This is a genomic window from Mycobacterium ahvazicum (assembly GCF_900176255.2).
GTDB lineage: Bacteria > Actinomycetota > Actinomycetes > Mycobacteriales > Mycobacteriaceae > Mycobacterium > Mycobacterium ahvazicum.
In genome coordinates, this window is the sequence record NZ_FXEG02000002.1 from 493,685 (window position 1) to 511,094 (window position 17,410).

General features: G+C 67.0%; 17 protein-coding genes and 2 pseudogenes. 12 read left to right on the forward strand and 7 right to left on the reverse strand.

Annotated features, from left to right (window positions below; all coding sequences use genetic code 11):
• The first annotated feature begins 5 nt into the window (after positions 1–5).
• Together MAAFP003_RS04655 and MAAFP003_RS04660 are read left to right on the forward strand one after the other, a co-directional pair.
• On the forward strand, positions 6–1,379 hold the full coding sequence (locus tag MAAFP003_RS04655) for a xylulokinase (RefSeq protein ID WP_096290879.1): 1,374 nt from the start codon (positions 6–8) through the stop codon (positions 1,377–1,379).
• Between the two features lie 34 nt (positions 1,380–1,413).
• Complete coding sequence (locus MAAFP003_RS04660) at positions 1,414–2,079, forward strand: GNAT family N-acetyltransferase (protein ID WP_096284833.1); 666 nt, start codon at positions 1,414–1,416, stop codon at positions 2,077–2,079.
• 3 nt (positions 2,080–2,082) lie between these two features.
• Here the strand turns inward: MAAFP003_RS04660 and MAAFP003_RS04665 are convergent, their stop codons facing one another.
• The 3 genes from MAAFP003_RS04665 to MAAFP003_RS04675 are packed head-to-tail and all read right to left on the reverse strand — an operon-like array spanning position 2,083 to position 4,860.
• On the reverse strand, positions 2,083–3,012 hold the full coding sequence (locus MAAFP003_RS04665; protein WP_096284835.1) for a class I SAM-dependent methyltransferase: 930 nt from the start codon (positions 3,010–3,012) through the stop codon (positions 2,083–2,085).
• 2 nt (positions 3,013–3,014) lie between these two features.
• Positions 3,015–3,938: a class I SAM-dependent methyltransferase gene (locus tag MAAFP003_RS04670; protein WP_096284837.1), complete on the reverse strand. Its 924-nt coding sequence runs from the start codon at positions 3,936–3,938 to the stop codon at positions 3,015–3,017.
• A 10-nt stretch (positions 3,939–3,948) separates the two neighbouring features.
• A complete protein-coding gene (locus MAAFP003_RS04675; RefSeq protein ID WP_096284839.1) occupies positions 3,949–4,860 on the reverse strand; it encodes a class I SAM-dependent methyltransferase in 912 nt (303 codons plus the stop codon).
• A gap of 257 nt (positions 4,861–5,117) precedes the next feature.
• Here MAAFP003_RS04675 and secY point away from each other — a divergent pair, with 257 nt between their 5' ends.
• From secY to MAAFP003_RS04715, 9 genes and pseudogenes are all read left to right on the forward strand, one after another.
• Positions 5,118–6,443 (forward strand): preprotein translocase subunit SecY, encoded by a 1,326-nt coding sequence (gene secY, locus MAAFP003_RS04680; protein WP_096284841.1) that lies wholly within the window; start codon positions 5,118–5,120, stop codon positions 6,441–6,443.
• The gene (locus tag MAAFP003_RS04685; RefSeq protein ID WP_096284843.1) at positions 6,440–6,985 is read left to right on the forward strand and encodes an adenylate kinase; all 546 of its coding nucleotides are present in this window, start codon (positions 6,440–6,442) and stop codon (positions 6,983–6,985) included. Before secY ends, MAAFP003_RS04685 begins: the two co-directional genes overlap by 4 nt.
• A 2-nt stretch (positions 6,986–6,987) precedes the next feature.
• Positions 6,988–7,788 (forward strand): type I methionyl aminopeptidase, encoded by an 801-nt coding sequence (gene map, locus MAAFP003_RS04690; RefSeq protein ID WP_096284845.1) that lies wholly within the window; start codon positions 6,988–6,990, stop codon positions 7,786–7,788.
• 51 nt (positions 7,789–7,839) lie between these two features.
• Positions 7,840–8,385, forward strand: coding sequence for a sigma-70 family RNA polymerase sigma factor (locus tag MAAFP003_RS04695; RefSeq protein ID WP_096284847.1), 546 nt, complete (start codon positions 7,840–7,842; stop codon positions 8,383–8,385).
• A 70-nt stretch (positions 8,386–8,455) separates the two neighbouring features.
• Positions 8,456–9,226 carry a zf-HC2 domain-containing protein gene (locus MAAFP003_RS04700; protein ID WP_096284849.1) on the forward strand — a complete coding sequence of 257 codons (771 nt, stop codon included), beginning with the start codon at positions 8,456–8,458 and terminating at the stop codon, positions 9,224–9,226.
• Between the two features lie 73 nt (positions 9,227–9,299).
• Positions 9,300–9,839, forward strand: a pseudogene (locus MAAFP003_RS04705) (thiamine pyrophosphate-binding protein); the annotation flags it as partial.
• Between the two features lie 48 nt (positions 9,840–9,887).
• Positions 9,888–10,181 (forward strand): annotated as a pseudogene (locus MAAFP003_RS29365) (3-oxoacyl-ACP synthase); the annotation flags it as partial.
• A gap of 29 nt (positions 10,182–10,210) precedes the next feature.
• Entirely contained in the window at positions 10,211–11,242 is a 1,032-nt protein-coding gene (locus MAAFP003_RS04710) for a pyridoxal phosphate-dependent aminotransferase (protein ID WP_096290880.1), read from the forward strand.
• A 58-nt stretch (positions 11,243–11,300) separates the two neighbouring features.
• Positions 11,301–11,801, forward strand: coding sequence for a MarR family winged helix-turn-helix transcriptional regulator (locus tag MAAFP003_RS04715; protein WP_096284851.1), 501 nt, complete (start codon positions 11,301–11,303; stop codon positions 11,799–11,801).
• Here the strand turns inward: MAAFP003_RS04715 and MAAFP003_RS04720 are convergent.
• From MAAFP003_RS04720 to MAAFP003_RS04735, 4 genes are read right to left on the reverse strand one after another with little or no spacing between them, the layout of a single operon-like run.
• A complete protein-coding gene (locus tag MAAFP003_RS04720; RefSeq protein ID WP_096284853.1) occupies positions 11,798–12,166 on the reverse strand; it encodes a SpoIIAA family protein in 369 nt (122 codons plus the stop codon). The genes MAAFP003_RS04715 and MAAFP003_RS04720 overlap by 4 nt on opposite strands.
• A gap of 58 nt (positions 12,167–12,224) precedes the next feature.
• A complete protein-coding gene (gene mmsB / locus MAAFP003_RS04725) occupies positions 12,225–13,112 on the reverse strand; it encodes a 3-hydroxyisobutyrate dehydrogenase (protein ID WP_096284855.1) in 888 nt (295 codons plus the stop codon).
• A 10-nt stretch (positions 13,113–13,122) separates the two neighbouring features.
• Positions 13,123–14,292, reverse strand: coding sequence for an acyl-CoA dehydrogenase family protein (locus tag MAAFP003_RS04730; protein ID WP_096284857.1), 1,170 nt, complete (start codon positions 14,290–14,292; stop codon positions 13,123–13,125).
• A gap of 4 nt (positions 14,293–14,296) precedes the next feature.
• Positions 14,297–15,817 carry a CoA-acylating methylmalonate-semialdehyde dehydrogenase gene (locus tag MAAFP003_RS04735; protein ID WP_096284859.1) on the reverse strand — a complete coding sequence of 507 codons (1,521 nt, stop codon included), beginning with the start codon at positions 15,815–15,817 and terminating at the stop codon, positions 14,297–14,299.
• A gap of 119 nt (positions 15,818–15,936) precedes the next feature.
• Between MAAFP003_RS04735 and MAAFP003_RS04740 the strand changes: the two genes are divergently transcribed.
• On the forward strand, positions 15,937–17,373 hold the full coding sequence (locus MAAFP003_RS04740) for a hypothetical protein (protein WP_096284861.1): 1,437 nt from the start codon (positions 15,937–15,939) through the stop codon (positions 17,371–17,373).
• Positions 17,374–17,410: the final 37 nt, after the last annotated feature.

A 17,410-nucleotide genomic window follows, 5' to 3' on the forward strand; every position in this document is an offset into this window, starting at 1 on the left:
CGCCCGTGTCACGCAACGGCGTCACAATCGGCATCGACATCGGCACAACGGCGGTCAAAGCGGTCGCCGCCGACGCCGACGGCCGCGTGACGGCGCGGGTTCGCATTCCCCATCACGTTCGGGTGCCCGCGCCCAACCGGCTCGAGCACGACGCCGACGAGGCGTGGCGGCGCGGCCCGGTGGCCGCCCTCGATCAGGTGCGTCAGTTGGTTCCCGGGCCCGAGCCCCGCGCGGTGGCCGTTTCGGCGATGGTTCCCTCGCTGACCGCCGTCGATGCCGCGGGCCGGCCGTTTACCCCGGGATTGCTCTACGGCGACGAGCGAGGCCGGGTCGACGGCGATCAGCCGCTTCCCGCGCTGGGTGAAGCCGCCGAGTTCCTGCGTTGGACGGCCGCCGAAGCCCCCGGGGCGGCCGGGTACTGGCCGGCGCCGGCGGTGGCCAACCACGCGCTGGCCGGCGAGGCGGTCATCGACTTCGCCACCGCGGCCACCTCGTACCCCCTGTTCGACGGCACCGGCTGGAATCAGGCCGCCTGCGCCGAACGCGGCGCCGCCCCGGCGCAGCTGCCGCGGGTGGAGACGATCGGCGCCGCGGCCGGGCAGCTACCCGGGACCCGAACCGTGCTCGGCACGGGTGCCGTCGACGCGCTGTGCGAGCAGATGGTGGCCGGCGCCGATCGCGACGGCGAGGTGCTGGTGATGTGCGGAACCACCCTGATCGTGTGGGTCACCATTCCCGAGGCCCGCCAGGTGCCGGGGCTGTGGACCATTCCGCACACCAAGGCGCCCAAGAGCCAGATCGGCGGCGCCAGCAACGCGGGCGGGCTGTTTCTCGGCTGGGTGGATCGCGTCCTGGGACCCGCCGACCGCGCCGACGCCTTCCCCACGATCGATCCGCGCCGGATCCCGGTGTGGTCGCCCTACATTCGCGGTGAACGCACGCCGTTCCACGACCCGGACCGCCGCGCCGTGCTCGACGGCATCGACCTGACCCACGGCCCCGGCGCATTGCGCAGAGCCGCCTACGAGGCGTCGGGATTCGTCGTTCGTCAGCTGATCGAACTCAGTGGAGCGCCGGTGTCGCGCATCGTGGCCACCGGCGGCGGCACCCGGCTGCAGCCATGGATGCAGGCCATCGCCGACGCCACCGGCCGCCCGGTGGAGGTATCCGCGGTGGCCGAGGGCGCGGCGCTGGGAGCGGCCTTCCTGGCCCGGATGGCGGCCGGGCTGGAAACGTCGATCGCCGATGCCGCCCGCTGGGCCTGCACCGGGCGCATCGTCGACCCCGATCCCGCCTGGGCAGCCGCGGTGCAGGACCGCTACCGGCGTTTCCTGGCACTGGGCGAGTGCCCGTCGCGCCGACCAGAGTCGAGGATCTAGCGCGATACTCGGGTTGGCGTTCTAGTCTGGTGCAATGACTGACCAGGACCGCAAAGCCGCCCGCAGAGAGATCGCAGACGCCCTTCTGAAAGCTCTTGAACGCCGGCATGAAATAGCCGACGTCGTGGTGGAGTCGGAGAACAAAGCAGTCGCGGTCGAGGGGATCGTCAAACTGCTCGACACCTCCCACGCCGCCGCCGAAGCGGTGATGGGCATGTGCTTCGAGCAGCTCACCATCGATTCGCGCCGCAAAATCCTCGCCGAACTCGAAGACCTGAACAAGCAGCTGAGCTTCACGCTCGGCGAGCGGCCGGCGAGTTCGGGGGAGAGCCTGGAGTTGCGGCCGTTCTCCGCCGCCGAGGACCGCGACCTGTTCGCAACGCGCACCGCGGAAATCGGCGAGGCCGGCGATGGTTCTCGGGTCCCCGCCGGGAACATCGACGACGAGATCCGTGCTGCCCTCAAGCGGGTAGACGACGAAGAGGCCGCCTGGTTCGTCGCGATCGATTCCGGCGAGAAGGTCGGAATGGTGTTCGGCGAGCTGCTCGCCGGCGAGGTGAACGTGCGGATCTGGATTCACCCCGAGCACCGCAAGCACGGTTACGGCACCGCCGCCCTGCGCAAGTCGCGCTCGGAGCTGGCGTGGTGCTTTCCCGCAGTGCCATTGGTGGTTAGGGCGCCGGCGGCCAGACCGGAGTAGCCGCTACGGCAAGGTGGCAATCACCGAAATGTGGTTCTCCAGCGCCTTGAGTCCTTCGCCGGGCGGCACGGGCAGCCCGGCCTTGGCGAACTGATCGGCGCGGGTGCGCGCCGTTATCTGCCAGCCGGCAGCGCTGAGGTATTCCGCGGCCGGGGTGCGTTCACCGTGATAGACGAGCGTGGACACGTCGGTGTCGAAGCCGAATTGTCCCCAGCGCTTGGCCATCGCCTTGGCACGCTTCTCCAGCAGGGGCATGCCGTCGCGGTGGTATTCGGTTGCCAGCCGGCTGCCCGGTGCGCTCAGCGTGGTGATCGCGTCGAACAACCGATCCTGCGCCTCCGGCGGCAGGTACATCAGCAGTCCCTCGGCGCTCCACGCCGCGGGCTTTGTCTCGTCAAAACCTGCTTGGCGCAACGCGTTTAGCCAGTCGTCGCGCAGGTCGACGGCAATGGTCCGGCGCTGGGCCGTGGGTTCGGCGCCCAGGTTCGACAGCGCGGTGGTCTTGAACTCGACGACCGCCGGTTGATCAACCTCGTACACGACGGTGCCCGCGGGCCAATCCAGCCGATAGGCACGCGAGTCCAGGCCCGCGGCCAGGATCACCGCCTGGCGCACACCCGCGGCGGTGGCGTCGGTGAAGAATTCGTCGAAATACCGAGTGCGCACGGCCATCATGTTGACCATTCGCCGCAGATTGAATTCTGCATCGGGGTCCGCGTCGGGGTCCAGACCGCCGGTCTCATCGGTGATTTCGCCGTCGAGCACTCGGATGAAGAAATCCGCACCCACCGCGCGCACCAGCGGATCGGCGAACGGGTCGTCGATCAGCGCGTCCGGGCCCTTGCCGGCAAGAGCGCGGCAGGCGGCGACCCAGGTCGCGGTCGCCCCCACGCTCGACGCCAGGTCCCAGGTGTCTTGATCGGTGCGTGCCACGCTCAACCCCCCAGCGTTGCGGACAAGTATCTGATGTCGCCGAACGCCACCATGGACGGTTCGGTGGGAAACTCAAAACCGTTGCGCGCGTACATCTCCGGAGTGCTACGCACCGTCGTCTGCCAGCCCCGCTCGGTGAGGTAGGCCGATACGTCATTGCGCTCGCCGGTGTAAACCAGTTCGGACCAGTTCAGATTCAGGCCCATCCGGCGCCACCGTTCGCTCATCTCGCGACCCCGCTTTTCGACACGGTCACACATGTCGGGGACGTAACCGGTACCGATCCGGCTGCCGGGCGCAGACAGCTCGGTGATGTTGTCGAACAGGCGATCCTGGGCGTCCGGCGGCAGGTAGCCGAGCAGGCCCTCGGCTATCCAGGCGGTCGGCTGCGTCGAGTCGAATCCGTTGCTGCGCAACGCGGCCGGCCAGTCGTCGCGCAGATCCACCGCCACCGTCCGGCGCTCGGTGGTCGGGGCCGCGCCGAGGCCGGCCAGGGTGCGGGTCTTGAACTCGATCACCTGCGGCTGGTCGATCTCGTAGAGCACGGTTCCGTCCGGCCACGGCAACCGGTAGCCGCGGGTGTCCAGCCCGGACGCGAGAATCACCGCCTGGCGCACCCCGGCTTCGGCGGCATCGAGGAGGAAGGTGTCGAAGTACCGGGTTCGCACGGCCATGCCTTCGCTGAGCCGCTGCGTAGTGAACGCCGGATCGTCCTCGGAGAGTTCGACCTCGCCGTTCATCATCCGGATGAAGGCGTCCACCCCGACCGCATTGACCAGCGGCTCGGCGAAGGGATCGTCGATCAACGGATCGGGGCCCTTGGATGCCATCGCCCGGCGGGCCGCCACCGCGGTGGCGGTGGCTCCCACGCTGGACGCCAAATCCCAGCTGTCTCCGTCGAATCGCTTGCTGTCGGTGCTCGTCATGCCTGCGCTCCTAACCGAGAGTGGCGGTAACCGAGACGATGTTGCGCAGTTGGGACAGGGCCTCGCTGTCATGGAAATCGCGGCCGTAGTCGGCGAAAAGTTCGCGCCGTGGCCGCGAGCTCACCTGCCAGCCGTGGTCGCTCAGGTACTCGACGACGTCGCTGCGGTCGCCGTCGAAGAACAATTGCGACAGGTCGATGTCGCAGCCCAGATTGAGCCAGCGCTGGTTGAACTCCTGCGCACGCTCGGACATCGTCGTCTCCGAGGGCGGATGGAACTCGGTGGCCAGCATGCTGCCGGGTGCCGACAGCGAGGTGATGTTGTCGAAGAGCCGGTCTTGGGCATCCGGGGGCAGATACATCAGTAACCCCTCGGCACTCCACGACGTCGGCTGGGTGACGTCAAACCCGCTGCTGCGCAAGGCCATTGGCCAGTCGTCGCGAAGGTCGATGCTGACGGTGCGTCGCTCCGCGGACGGTAGGGCGCCCAGGCTGGACATTGTGGTGGTCTTGAACTCGATGACCTGGGGCTGATCCACCTCGTAAACGACGCTGCCGTCCGGCCAGGACAGCCGATAGGCGCGCGCGTCGAGTCCGGCGGCCAGAATCACCGCCTGGCGGATGCCGTCACGAGCGGCGTCTCGAAAGAAATCGTCGAAGAAGCGGGTGCGCACCGCGATCGAGTCGGTCTCGACCTGCAGGTCGCCCAGGCCGCCCTCGGGCGTCTCGGCCGTGGTCAGCTTGCCGTCGACCACCCGCGTGAAGAAGTCCAGCCCGACCGCCCGCACCAACGGTCCCGCGAATGGATCGTTGATGATCGGGTTGTCCTCGTTGCTGGCCACCGCGCGGGCCGCGGCGACCATCGTGGCCGTGGCGCCGACGCTCGAGGCCAGATCCCAACTGTCTTGGTCAGTGCGTGTCATCGTGCTCCTCGATCCTCCGCAGCCAGCTTTGATACTTAGCAAATGCAACGAGCTTTCAAAACTCTACGCCTGGTTGCTGTCCGCTTCCTGAATTTTTTGAGCCCTTTTGGTGCGGCTCCATGACGCCCTTTTAAGGATCTACTCCGACCAGCTGTTAGTCTCGTACACGATTTGACGCGTGACGCCGTACGTCCTGGCCTGCGGGTGTTGAGCGCGCGTAAACGCAGGAATACCCCCGGCCGCGCAGGAGGATAGAAGTGCTTTCGGCTTTCATCTCGTCGCTGCGAACAGTCGACTTGAGACGGAAGATCCTCTTCACGCTTGGCATTGTCGTGCTGTATCGCCTCGGCGCCGCTTTGCCGTCGCCCGGCGTCAACTACCCGAATGTGCAGCAGTGCATTAAAGAGGCCAGCGGTGGCGAAGCTGGGCAGATTTATTCGCTGATCAACCTGTTCTCCGGCGGCGCGCTGCTCAAGCTCACCGTGTTCGCGGTGGGCGTGATGCCCTACATCACCGCGAGCATCATCGTGCAGCTGCTCACCGTGGTCATTCCACGGTTCGAGGAATTACGCAAGGAAGGCCAGTCCGGCCAGGCCAAGATGACCCAGTACACGCGTTATCTGGCGATCGCGCTGGCCATCCTGCAGGCCACCAGCATCGTGGCTCTGGCGGCCAACGGCGGCCTGCTGCAGGGCTGCTCGCTGGACATCATCGCCGACCAAAGTATCTTCACCCTGGTCGTCATCGTGCTCGTCATGACGAGCGGTGCGGCGCTGGTGATGTGGATGGGTGAGCTGATCACCGAGCGTGGCGTCGGCAACGGCATGTCGCTGCTGATCTTCGTCGGCATCGCCGCCCGCATTCCGTCCGAGGGCAAGACGATCCTGGACAGCCGCGGCGGGATGATCTTCACCGCCGTGCTGCTCGCCGCGCTGCTGATCATCGTCGGCGTGGTCTTCGTCGAGCAGGGCCAGCGCCGGATCCCGGTGCAGTACGCCAAGCGCATGGTGGGCCGGCGCATGTACGGCGGCACCTCGACGTATCTGCCGCTCAAGGTCAACCAGGCCGGTGTTATCCCCGTCATCTTCGCCTCGTCGCTGATCTACATCCCGCACCTGATCACCCAGTTGATCCGCAGCGGCAGCGGAGGTGTGGGCAACAGCTGGTGGGACAAGTTCGTCGGCACCTACCTGTCGGACCCGAGCGATCCGGTCTACATCGGCATCTACTTCGGGCTGATCATCTTCTTCACGTACTTCTACGTGTCGATCACCTTCAATCCCGACGAGCGCGCTGACGAAATGAAGAAGTTCGGCGGCTTCATCCCCGGCATCCGGCCGGGCAAGCCCACCGCCGACTACCTGCGTTTCGTGCTGAGCCGGATCACGCTCCCGGGCTCGATCTACCTCGGTGCGATCGCGGTGCTGCCCAACCTGTTCCTGCAGATCGGGAATGCCGGGACGGTGCAGAATCTGCCATTCGGCGGTACGGCGGTTCTGATCATGATTGGCGTCGGGTTGGATACCGTCAAACAGATCGAGAGTCAGCTGATGCAGCGCAACTACGAAGGGTTCCTCAAGTGAGAGTCGTTTTGCTGGGGCCACCGGGGGCGGGTAAGGGCACACAGTCGGAGAAACTCAGCGAAAAGCTCGGCATTCCGCAGATCTCCACCGGGGACCTGTTCCGGAGCAACATCGGGCAGGGCACCAAGCTCGGCCTGGAGGCCAAGCGCTACCTGGACGCGGGCGACTTGGTCCCCTCCGACCTGACCAACCAGCTCGTCGACGACCGGCTGAACGACCCTGACACCGCCAACGGCTTCATCCTGGACGGCTATCCCCGCTCGATCGAGCAGGCCAAAGCGCTGCACGAAATGCTGGAACGCCGCGGCACCGACATCGACGCGGTGCTGGAATTCCGGGTGTCCGAGGACGAGTTGCTGGAGCGCCTCAAGGGCCGCGGCCGCGCCGACGACACCGAGGACGTCATCATCAACCGGTTCAAGGTGTACAACGACGAGACCGCGCCGCTGCTGGAGTACTACCGCGACGAACTCAAGACGATCGACGCCATCGGATCGTTGGACGAGGTATTCGCGCGCGCGCTGCGAGCGCTGGGCAAGTAGTGATGCGCGCGCTGGCGCGGCTGCGCAGAAGCAAGGTAGTGCCGCAGCGCAGCGCCGGCGAACTCGACGCGATGGCCGCGGCCGGCGCCGTGGTGGCCAACGCCCTGCAGGCGGTGCACGCGGCCGCGGTTGCCGGGGTATCCACGCTGAGCCTGGACGGAATCGCCGAGTCGGTGATCCGGGAAGCCGGGGCGACGCCGTCGTTCCTGGGCTATCACGGTTACCCGGCGTCGATCTGCGCGTCGGTCAACGACCGGGTGGTGCACGGCATCCCCTCCGCCGCGGAAGTCCTCGCCTACGGTGACCTGGTCTCCATCGACTGCGGTGCGGTCCTGAACGGCTGGCACGGCGATGCCGCGATCACGTTCGGGATCGGGGCACTCGATCCCAACGACGAGGCCCTTTCCGCGGCGACCCGGGAGTCGCTGGAAGCCGGCATCGCGGCGATGATCCCGGGCAACCGGTTGACCGACGTCGCCCACGCCATCGAAATGGGAACGCGGGCGGCCGAGGTTCGCCACCGCCGTGCGTTCGGCATCGTCGAGGGCTACGGCGGCCACGGCATCGGCCGGCAGATGCACATGGACCCGTTCCTGCCCAACGAGGGAGCACCGGGCCGCGGACCGCTGCTGGCCCCCGGTTCGGTGCTGGCCATCGAGCCGATGTTGACGCTGGGCACAGGTAAGACGCGGGTGCTCGACGACGACTGGACGGTCACCACTACCGATGGCTCACGGGCGGCGCACTGGGAGCACACCGTGGCGGTCACCGAGGACGGGCCCCGCATTCTCACGTTGAGCTGATCTCGAACTAAACGCCTGTTGCACTCGTTTCAATGGGCAGGAGGTGATCGAGTGGCTCGAGGCGCTGGTACTTGGCGGGCTTCGGGGGTGGCAGAAGCTGCGTTGATGACGGCGCTCTACGACGAGCACGCGGCGGTCTTGTGGCGCTATGCGCTGCGGCTGACCGGCGATGCCGCCCACGCCGAGGACGTGGTTCAGGAAACGCTGCTGAGGGCCTGGCAGCATCCGGAAGTCGTCGGTGACACCGAGCGGTCGGCGCGCGCCTGGTTGTTCACCGTTGCCCGCAACATGATCATCGACGATCGCCGCAGCGCCCGGTATCGCAATGTGGTCGGGTCGCTCGACGAAGACGGAGCGCCCGAGCAGGCCACGCCCGACGAGGTCAACGCGGCGCTGGACCGGCTGCTGATCGCCGACGCGATGACGCAACTGTCAGCGGAACACCGCGCCGTTATCGAGCGCTCGTACTACCGCGGATGGACCACCGCGCAGATTGCTGCAGACCTTGACATTGCCGAAGGAACCGTGAAGTCGCGACTACACTATGCCGTGCGGGCTTTGCGGCTCACTCTGCAGGAACTCGGAGTTACTCGATGACAGCGCGATGCCTTCCCGGGGCACCAATCCGTGTGGTCGTCGGCTCCGAATGCTTGAAGGGTGACAGGAGATGGATGAAATGAAGACGCCGATTCCGGGGGTAGGCCCGCCCGGCGACAACGAGGTCTTTGGTCTGATCATGGGTGACAATCACCGCTACGCGATGTGGGATGCCGCATACGTGCTGGGGTCGCTGTCGTCCGTCGACCGCCGCGAATTCGAAGGGCACATGCTGCAGTGCCCGGCTTGCCGGGACGCCGTCGCCGAACTCAGTGGAGTGCCGGCCCTGCTTTCACAACTCGATCGCGAAGAAGTTGCGGCGATCGCAGAGTCCGGCGATCTCCCACCGGCGACGCCGGAGCCCTCACCCGAGCTCTTGCCGTCGTTGCTGGCGAAGGTGGCCTGGCGCCGCCGCCGGACGCGGGCGATCACCTGGGTGGCATCGTCCGCCGCGGCCGCGGTATTGGCGGTCGGCGTATTTGTCGGCATTCAAGGTCATAGCCCGTCGGCGACCCCGCCGCAGCCGGTGACCGCTTCCTCGGAGATGGCGCAGGTGGGTACCAACTTGCTGGCGTCGACGGTGCAGATCTCCAGCCAGCACTGGGGGACCTACATCAACTTGAAGTGCGTCTGCCTGGCACCGCCGTATGCGCACCACGACACGTTGGCGATGGTTGTGGTCGGTCGCGACGGCAGCCAAACCCGGCTGGCGACCTGGGTGGCCGAACCCGGGCACACCGCGACGCCCGCCGCGAGCATCTCGACACCGATCGAGCAGATCGCCGCCGTGCAGGTGGTCGCCGCCGACAGTGGTCAGGTTTTGTTGCAGCGTTCGCTGTAAACCTTCTCAGGTGAACCGGCGGCTCACCTGAGTCGTGCCTTAGGCATCGTCTCAATCGAACTTAGGTGAGCAGATGCCTCGGAAGCACCGGGTTGTTGACCACATCGTCGAATGCCTCGCGTCAATCGGTGTCGACCACATCTTCGGAGTGGATGGCGCCGACATCGAAGACCTTTACGACGCGGCACATTTCCGCTCCGAGGTCACCGCGGTCCTGGCCAAGCACGAGTTTTCCGCCGCCACGATGGCCGACGGTTATAGCCGCAGCGGCGCCGGGCTCGGTGTGGTGGCCGCTACTTCGGGCGCCGGTGCGTTGAATCTTGTTGCAGGACTTGGGGAGTCGCTTGCGAGCCGGGTCCCGGTGTTGGCTTTGGTCGGGCAGACCCCGACGACCATGGATGGCCGCGGCAGCTTCCAGGACACCAGCGGCAACAATGGATCCCTGAACGCCGAAGCGGTATTCTCCGCAGTGTCGGTGTCCTGCGAGCGGGTGTTGCGGCCGGCCGACATCGCTGCGGCGCTGTCCCGGGCCATCGCGGCGGCGCGCACCGGTGGTCCTGCAGTGTTGTTGCTGCCCAAGGACATTCAGCAAGCATTCGTCTACGCCGACCGATCGGGCCCCGCTGCTTTCGAACCGCGGCCGATCGATCAGGTCTTCGGGTTTGTGTTGGCGCTCAACGTGGCCCGCAAACTGTTGTCCTCCGGTGAAGGGCACACCGCGCTGATCGCGATCGCGCAGAACGCGGCCGGTCAGTTCTTCGATCAGCCGACGATTCGCCGCAAGGCTCAGTCGGCCGTGCCCGGTGACGGGGCGGCGGTCGGACTCGTCAGGGTGGGTGACGAGTCGCCGATTCTCGATGTCGAATGCCGCACCTTCGGCGAATACGCGGGAGAGATGACCCTTTCCTTCGACCCGCAGCGTAAGTGGTGGCAGGCCGGCGACTTCGCCGGTGCGGCGGCGGTGCGCTGGGGCGGACGAGCCTGATGCAACCACTTGTCAGCTCTGCCACCGTGGAGGTCGATGACGCGGTTCCGCATGCCGTCGATCCACTGGCGTTGTCGCTCAACGAAAATTCGTTCCCGCCGCTTCCCGCGGTGCGATCGGTGTTGGTCAAATCCATCGACGCGGCCAACCGGTATCCGGAGTTCCTGCCCGAGCGGCTGCGCAACCTGATCGCCAATCGCATCGGGGTCGGTTCGGAGCAGGTGGTGCTGGGCGCTGGGGCGACGGGGGTGGTGCTGCAGGCTTTGCAGGCATTGACCGTTCCGGGTGACACGATGGTCATGTCGGCTCCCACCTTCGACGGCTACCCGATCATCGCGCAGATGGCGCGGCTGAACCCGGTGACGGTGCCGCTGAACAAGGGCGGCCACAACGATCTGGACCGGCTGGCCGACGCGGCCGCGAGGGCCCGCGTTGTGGTGGTGTGCCGGCCGCACAACCCCACCGGCACGCTGGAGCCGACGTCGCACCTGTTCCGCTTCCTGCGCCGGGTGCATCGCGACACCATTGTGCTGCTCGACGAGGCGTACATCGAGTTCGCCGCACCCGAACACCGGGTCGAGGTGTCGGCGTTGGCGCGTCGATTCCCCAATGTGGTGGTGGTACGGACGTTTTCCAAGGCGTACGGGCTGGCCGGGCTGCGGATCGGCTATGGGGTGGCCGCGCCCGAGTTGGCGGCGACGATGTGGTCACACCAGCTGCCGTTCGGCATCGCGATGATCAGCCTGCCGGCGGTCGCGGCGTCCTACAACGCTGAAGACGAACTGCTGCAACGGATCCGGATGATCACCTGTGAGCGACGGTATCTGCGGATGCGGCTGTCCGCGCTGGGGATATACACGACCAACGCCCACGCGAATTTCATGTACCTGCCGTCGAAGACCGGGCGGCCGTGGAGTGAGGTGTTCGCCGACAGCGGGCTGCGGGTGCGCTGCTATCCCGACGGCGGCGCGCGGATTACCGTGGGCAGCCGCGAATCCACGCTCGCGGTGCTGGCCGCGGTCGGGAAATAGGCGCGCGCTGGATCGGGCCAGTTGACCCGCTTTTGCCGCGAGTGCGGTAAGAAAAGGGGTGGCCCCCGACAAGAAGCGCGACCCGATCGCCGCCGCACGCACCAACTGGGAACGTGCGGGCTGGGGGGATGTGTCGCAGGGCATGGTCGCGGTGACCTCGGTGATGCGTGCGCATCAAATCCTGCTGGCGCGCGTGGAGACGGCGCTACGGCCGTATGACCTGAGTTTCTCGCGTTACGAGTTGCTGCGGCTGCTCGCGTTCAGCCGGACCGGGGCGCTGCCCATCACCAAGGCGTCCGACCGACTGCAGGTCCACGTCACCAGCGTCAGCCACGCGATCCGCCGGCTGGAGGCCGACGGGCTGGTTCAGCGGGTGCCGCACCCCACCGACGGGCGCACCACGCTGGTGCAGCTCACCGAGCTGGGCCGGTCCACGGTCGAGGACGCCACCGTCACGCTCAACGAGCAGGTGTTCGCCGACATCGGCATGGGAACCGCGGAATCGCAGGCGCTGGTGTCCTCGATTGAAACGTTGCGCCGCAACGCGGGTGACTTTTAGCCCGCGGCCCATCGTTTGGCGCGCTCGAGGTCGTCGAGCCCGAACACGGCGATCTCACCCGGCACCATCCAGGCCAACGCGTGCAGAGTGTGGGCGACCCACTCTTTGTCGGACACCACCGCGATCCGCTTGAACGCCGAATGATGCTTGAAAACGCTGCCGAGGCCCAGCTTGAGGTCCTCGACCAGGCCACCGGGCCCGAAGCCCTCGTAATCGGGCGCGATGACCTCCACGATCCTGATCTCGTCACCGCTCACGAGCTCTTCCATGGCGGGCTTGAAGTCGCGCAGATCGTCACCGTTCAACCGGCCCGATACGCGGATGCCGGTGACTCCCGCCGGCATGTCGTCCAGCACTTCGATCATCGAATGCTCCTTTCTGACAACCGTATTGCGCGAGACCGTGCGTCCAGCCGGGCGAGTATTACCGCAATGCCTCGATCACCGCGCTGAAGTCCAGGGCGCCGTGAGAGGCGTCGGACGCGACAAACGCAGCGTAGATCTCGGCGGCGTGCGTGCCCAGTGGCGCGGACGAGCCCGTCGACGACACCGCGTCCATCGCCAGCCCCAGGTCCTTGTTCATCAGCGCGGTCGCGAATCCGGGCTTGAAGTCGTTGTTGGCCGGTGACGTCGGCACCGGGCCCGGCACCGGGCAATTGGTGTGCACCGCCCAGCAGTTGCCGGTCGCGCCGGTGATCACGTCGAACAGCGATTGCGCCGACAGCCCGAGCTTCTCGGCGAGCACGAAGGCCTCGCCGATCGCGATCTGCTGTACGGCCAGCACCATGTTGTTGCACACCTTGGCGGCCTGCCCGGCACCGGCCGCACCGCAGTGAATGATCTTGCCCGCCATGGGTTCCAGCACCCGGCGGGCCCGCTGCACCGCGTCTTCCTCGCCGCCGACCATGAATGCCAGCGTTCCGGCGACAGCGCCTTTCACCCCGCCGGATACCGGGGCGTCCAGCTGCGCAACACCGTGCTCCTTGGCCTGCGCATGCACTTCGCGGGCGTCGCTGACCGAGATTGTCGAGCTGTCGATGAACAGCGCGCCGGCTCGCGCGGCCGGCAGCACCTCGGCGTAACAGCGTTTGACCAACTCGCCGTTGGGCAGCATCGTGATGACGACGTCCGCGCCGGCCACCGCTTCGGCGGCGCTGTCGAAACCGGTGACGCCGGCCGCGGTTGCCGCGGCCAGGGCCGCCGGCACCGGGTCGAACCCGCGCACCGCGTGGTTGGCGGCAACAAGGTTGGTCGCCATCGGCGCGCCCATGTTGCCCAGCCCCAGGAACGCCACCGTCAGATGCTCCGTCATTGCTGCCTTCCTAAGCGGTGGCCCGGAAACGGCCGGCCTCGGCGCGGCCGATGACCACCCGCATGATTTCGTTGGTCCCCTCGAGGATTCGGTGAACCCGAAGATCGCGGACGATCTTTTCCAGACCATACTCGCGCAGGTAGCCGTAGCCGCCGTGGAGTTGCAGCGCCTTGTCCGCGACGTCGAAGCAGGTGTCGGTGACGTAGCGTTTGGCCATCGCGCACAGCTCGACCTTGTCGGGGTCGCCGGCGTCCAATGCGCTTGCTGCCCGCCACAACATCAGTCGTGAGGTTTCGAGCCCGGTGGCCATGTCGGCCAGGGTGAAGCGGATGGTGGGCTCGTCGAGCAGTGCGGAGCCGAACGCGTGGCGCTCGCGCACGTACGCCCCGGCCTTGTCGAAGGCCGACTGCGCACCGCCGAGCGAGCACGCCGCGATGTTGAGCCGGCCGCCGTTGAGGCCGTTCATCGCGATGCCGAAACCGGCGCCCTCGCCCTCGGCACCGCCCAGCATTGCGTCGGCGGGAACCCGCACGCCCTCCAGGATCACCTGTGCGGTGGGCTGGGCGTGCCAGCCCATCTTCTCCTCAAGAGCACCGAAACTCATTCCCGGCGTGCCCTTTTCGATGATGAAGGCGGAAATGCCGCGCGGTCCGGGCTTTTCTGGGCCGCCGGTGCGGGCCATCACCAGGTAAACATCCGAAGCGCCCGCGCCGGAGATGAACTGCTTGACGCCGTCGAGCACGTAGTCGCCACCGTGGGCGACCGCGCGGGTACTCAACGCGCTGGCATCGGACCCGGCGCCGGGCTCGGTCAGGCAGTAGCTGGCGATGACGTCCATCGGCGCCAGCCGCGGAATCCATTCCTTGCGTTGCTCGTCGGTGCCGAAGCTGTCGATCATCCAGGCACACATGTTGTGGATGGACAGGAACGCGGCGGTGGTGGGATCGGCGATGGCCAGCTGCTCGAAGATGCGCACCCCGTCGAGGCGACGCAGCCCGCTGCCACCGACGTCATCGCGGCAGTAGATCGCCGCCATGCCGAGCTCGGCGGCTTCCCGCAAGACATCGGTCGGGAAGTGCTGCGCCGCTTCCCATTCCAGGGCGTACGGAGCAATCCGCTTGGCGGCGAACGCCGCTGCTGTCTCGGTGATGACTCGTTCGTCGTCGTTCAGGGCGAACATGACCTTAATCCATTGTCGGGATGACGAATTCGGCGCCATCCTTGATGCCGGATGGCCACCGCGACGTCACGGTCTTCACCTTGGTGTAGAACTGGATGGACGCCGGTCCGTGCTGGTTGAGGTCGCCGAAGCCGGAGCGCTTCCAGCCGCCGAAGGTGTGATAGGCCACCGGCACCGGGATCGGCACGTTGACACCGACCATGCCCACCTCGACGCGTGCCACAAAATCACGCGCGGCGTCCCCGTCGCGGGTGAACACGGCGACACCGTTGCCGTATTCGTGCTCCGACGGCAGGCGCAACGCCTCCTCGTAGTCGTGGGCGCGCACGATGCACAGCACCGGGCCGAAGATCTCGTCGGTGTAGATCGACATGTCGGTGGTGACGTGGTCGAACAGGGTGGGCCCGATGAAGAAGCCGCCCTCCAGGTTCGCATCACCGAAGGCCAGGTCGTCGCTGGTGCGCTCGCGGCCGTCGATGACCAATTCGGCACCGGAGGCCACGCCCTGGCCGATGTAGTCGCGCACCCGGGCCACGGCGGCCTCGGTGACCAGCGGGCCGTAGTCGGCCTTGGGGTCCAGGCTGTGTCCGACGCGCAGGTTGTTGATCCGCTCGATCAGCCTGGCGCGCAACCGATCCGCGGTCTGCTCGCCGACGGGCACCGCGACGCTGATCGCCATGCAGCGCTCGCCGGCGCTGCCGTAGCCGGCGCCGATCAGCGCGTCGACGGCCTGATCGAGGTCGGCGTCGGGCATCACGATCATGTGGTTCTTGGCGCCGCCGAAGCACTGCGAGCGCTTGTCGTTGGCCGCGGCCGTCGAGTAGATGTAGTGCGCGATGTCGGAGCTGCCGACGAAGCCGACCGCCTTGATGTCGGGGTGGTGCAGGATCGCGTCGACGGCCTCCTTGTCGCCGTGGACGACCTGGAAGACGCCGGGCGGCAGACCCGCCTCGAGAAACAACTCGGCCAGCCGCACCGGCACCGACGGGTCGCGCTCGCTCGGCTTGAGCACGAACGCGTTGCCACAGGCGAGCGCGGGCCCGGCCTTCCACAGCGGGATCATCGCCGGGAAGTTGAACGGGGTGATGCCCGCGACCACGCCCAGCGGCTGGCGCAGCGAGTAGACGTCGATGCCCGGGCCGGCGCCCTCGCTGTACTCACCCTTCAGCAGGTGGGGGATTCCGATGGCGAACTCGATCACCTCGATGCCGCGCTGGATGTCGCCGCGCGCGTCGGGCACCGTCTTGCCGTGTTCGAGGGAAAGCAGCTCGGCCAGCTCGTCCATGTTGCTGTTGACCAGCTCGATGAACTTCATCATCACCCGCGCGCGGCGCTGCGGGTTCGTTGCGGCCCAACCCTTTTGGGCCTCGACGGCCGAGGCGACCGCCGCGTCGACATCGGCCGCCGACGCCATCGGGACCTTCGCCTGGACCTCGCCGGTGCTGGGGTTGAAGACATCGGCCGTGCGAGTGGATTGGCCGGGGACGCGCTTCCCGTCGATGAAGTGCGGGATCTGTGTGGTCATGGGGTGCCCTTGGGTCTTGTGCCAGTGCGTAAGCGGATACTTGCATATCCTAGTAACCGCGTTCTGACCTTGGCAAGGTGGGTTACCTGCGCTGACAACGCGGGTTAGCGTTGAGCCGTATGCAGACCATCGAGGCCGATTACCTGGTCATTGGCGCGGGTGCCATGGGCATGGCGTTCGTCGACACGCTGGTCACAGAGACTTCAGCGACGGAGGCCAGCGTCGTGGTGGTGGACCGCAACGACGCGCCGGGTGGGCATTGGACCACCGCCTACCCGTTCGTCCGCTTGCATCAGCCGTCGGTGTTCTACGGGGTCGGCTCGCTGCGGCTGGGCCGCGACACCATCGACCAGGCCGGCTGGAACCAGGGGCTCTACGAGCTGGCAACGGCCGGAGAAGTCTGTGCTTATTACGACCACGTCATGCGCCAGCAGCTAATGCCGACCGGGCGGGTCCGCTATTTCCCGATGAGCCAGTACCTCGGTGCGGGCCGCTTCGCCACGCTGGCCGGCGACGAGTACACCGTCGACGTGGCTCGCCGCGTGGTGGATGCCACCTACATGCGAGTGATGGTGCCCGCAATGCGCCCGCCGCCGTATCCGGTCGCGCCCGGCACCGTCTGCGTCCCCCCCAACGACCTGCCCGGTCGCGGCGCCCACGAGCGCTACGTCATCGTCGGGGCCGGCAAGACGGGCATCGACACCTGCCTGTGGCTGCTCGGCCATGGCGTGGCACCGCAGCGGCTGACCTGGATCATGCCGCGCGACTCGTGGCTGCTGGATCGCGCCACGATGCAGCCCGGGGCGGCGTTCGCCGACCGCATCAAAGCCGGATTCATCGCCCAGCTGCGCGCGATCAGGGACGCCACCTCAGCCGACGACCTGTTCGCCCGGCTCGAGGACGCCGGCACCCTGCTGCGGATAGACCCGGCGGTGCGGCCCACGATGTACCGCTGCGCGACCGTCACCCAGGCCGAACTAGAGCAGCTGCGCCGCATCGGCGACATCGTGCGCAAGGGCCACCTGCTGGCCATTGAGAAGGACAATGCGGACGACAGGATGGTCCTCGAGGGCGGCGACGTGGCGATGGACAGCGGCGCACTCTATATCGACTGCACCGCCGACGGAGCCGAAAAGCGCCCTGCCACTCCAATTTTCGATTCCGGGCACATCACGCTGCAAAGTGTGCGCGGTTGCCAGCAGATATTCAGCGCCTCGCTGATAGCCCACCTGGAGGCGGCCTATCCCGATGACGCGACCCGCAACCGGCTGGGTGTGCCGCTGCCGCACCCCGATACCGACCTGGACTGGTTACGCATCGCGCTGGCCGACTACAGCAGTCAACTGCGCTGGTTCGACGACCCCGACCTCACCGCTTGGCTGTCCGGCTCGCGCCTGGACCTCTTCGGTCACCTGGTGGGCCAGTTGCTGCCGCCGGCCTCGGCCAAACCCCGGGTGCGCGAGCGAATCCTCGGCGTGGCCAAAACAGTCCTGTCCGCCACCGCGGCGAAGCTCGACGAGCTAGTCGTCGATGAACCTTCGCTCGCCGCGCCCTGACCGCGTGTAACCCCCGCTGATATTGATCGGGTGAGGG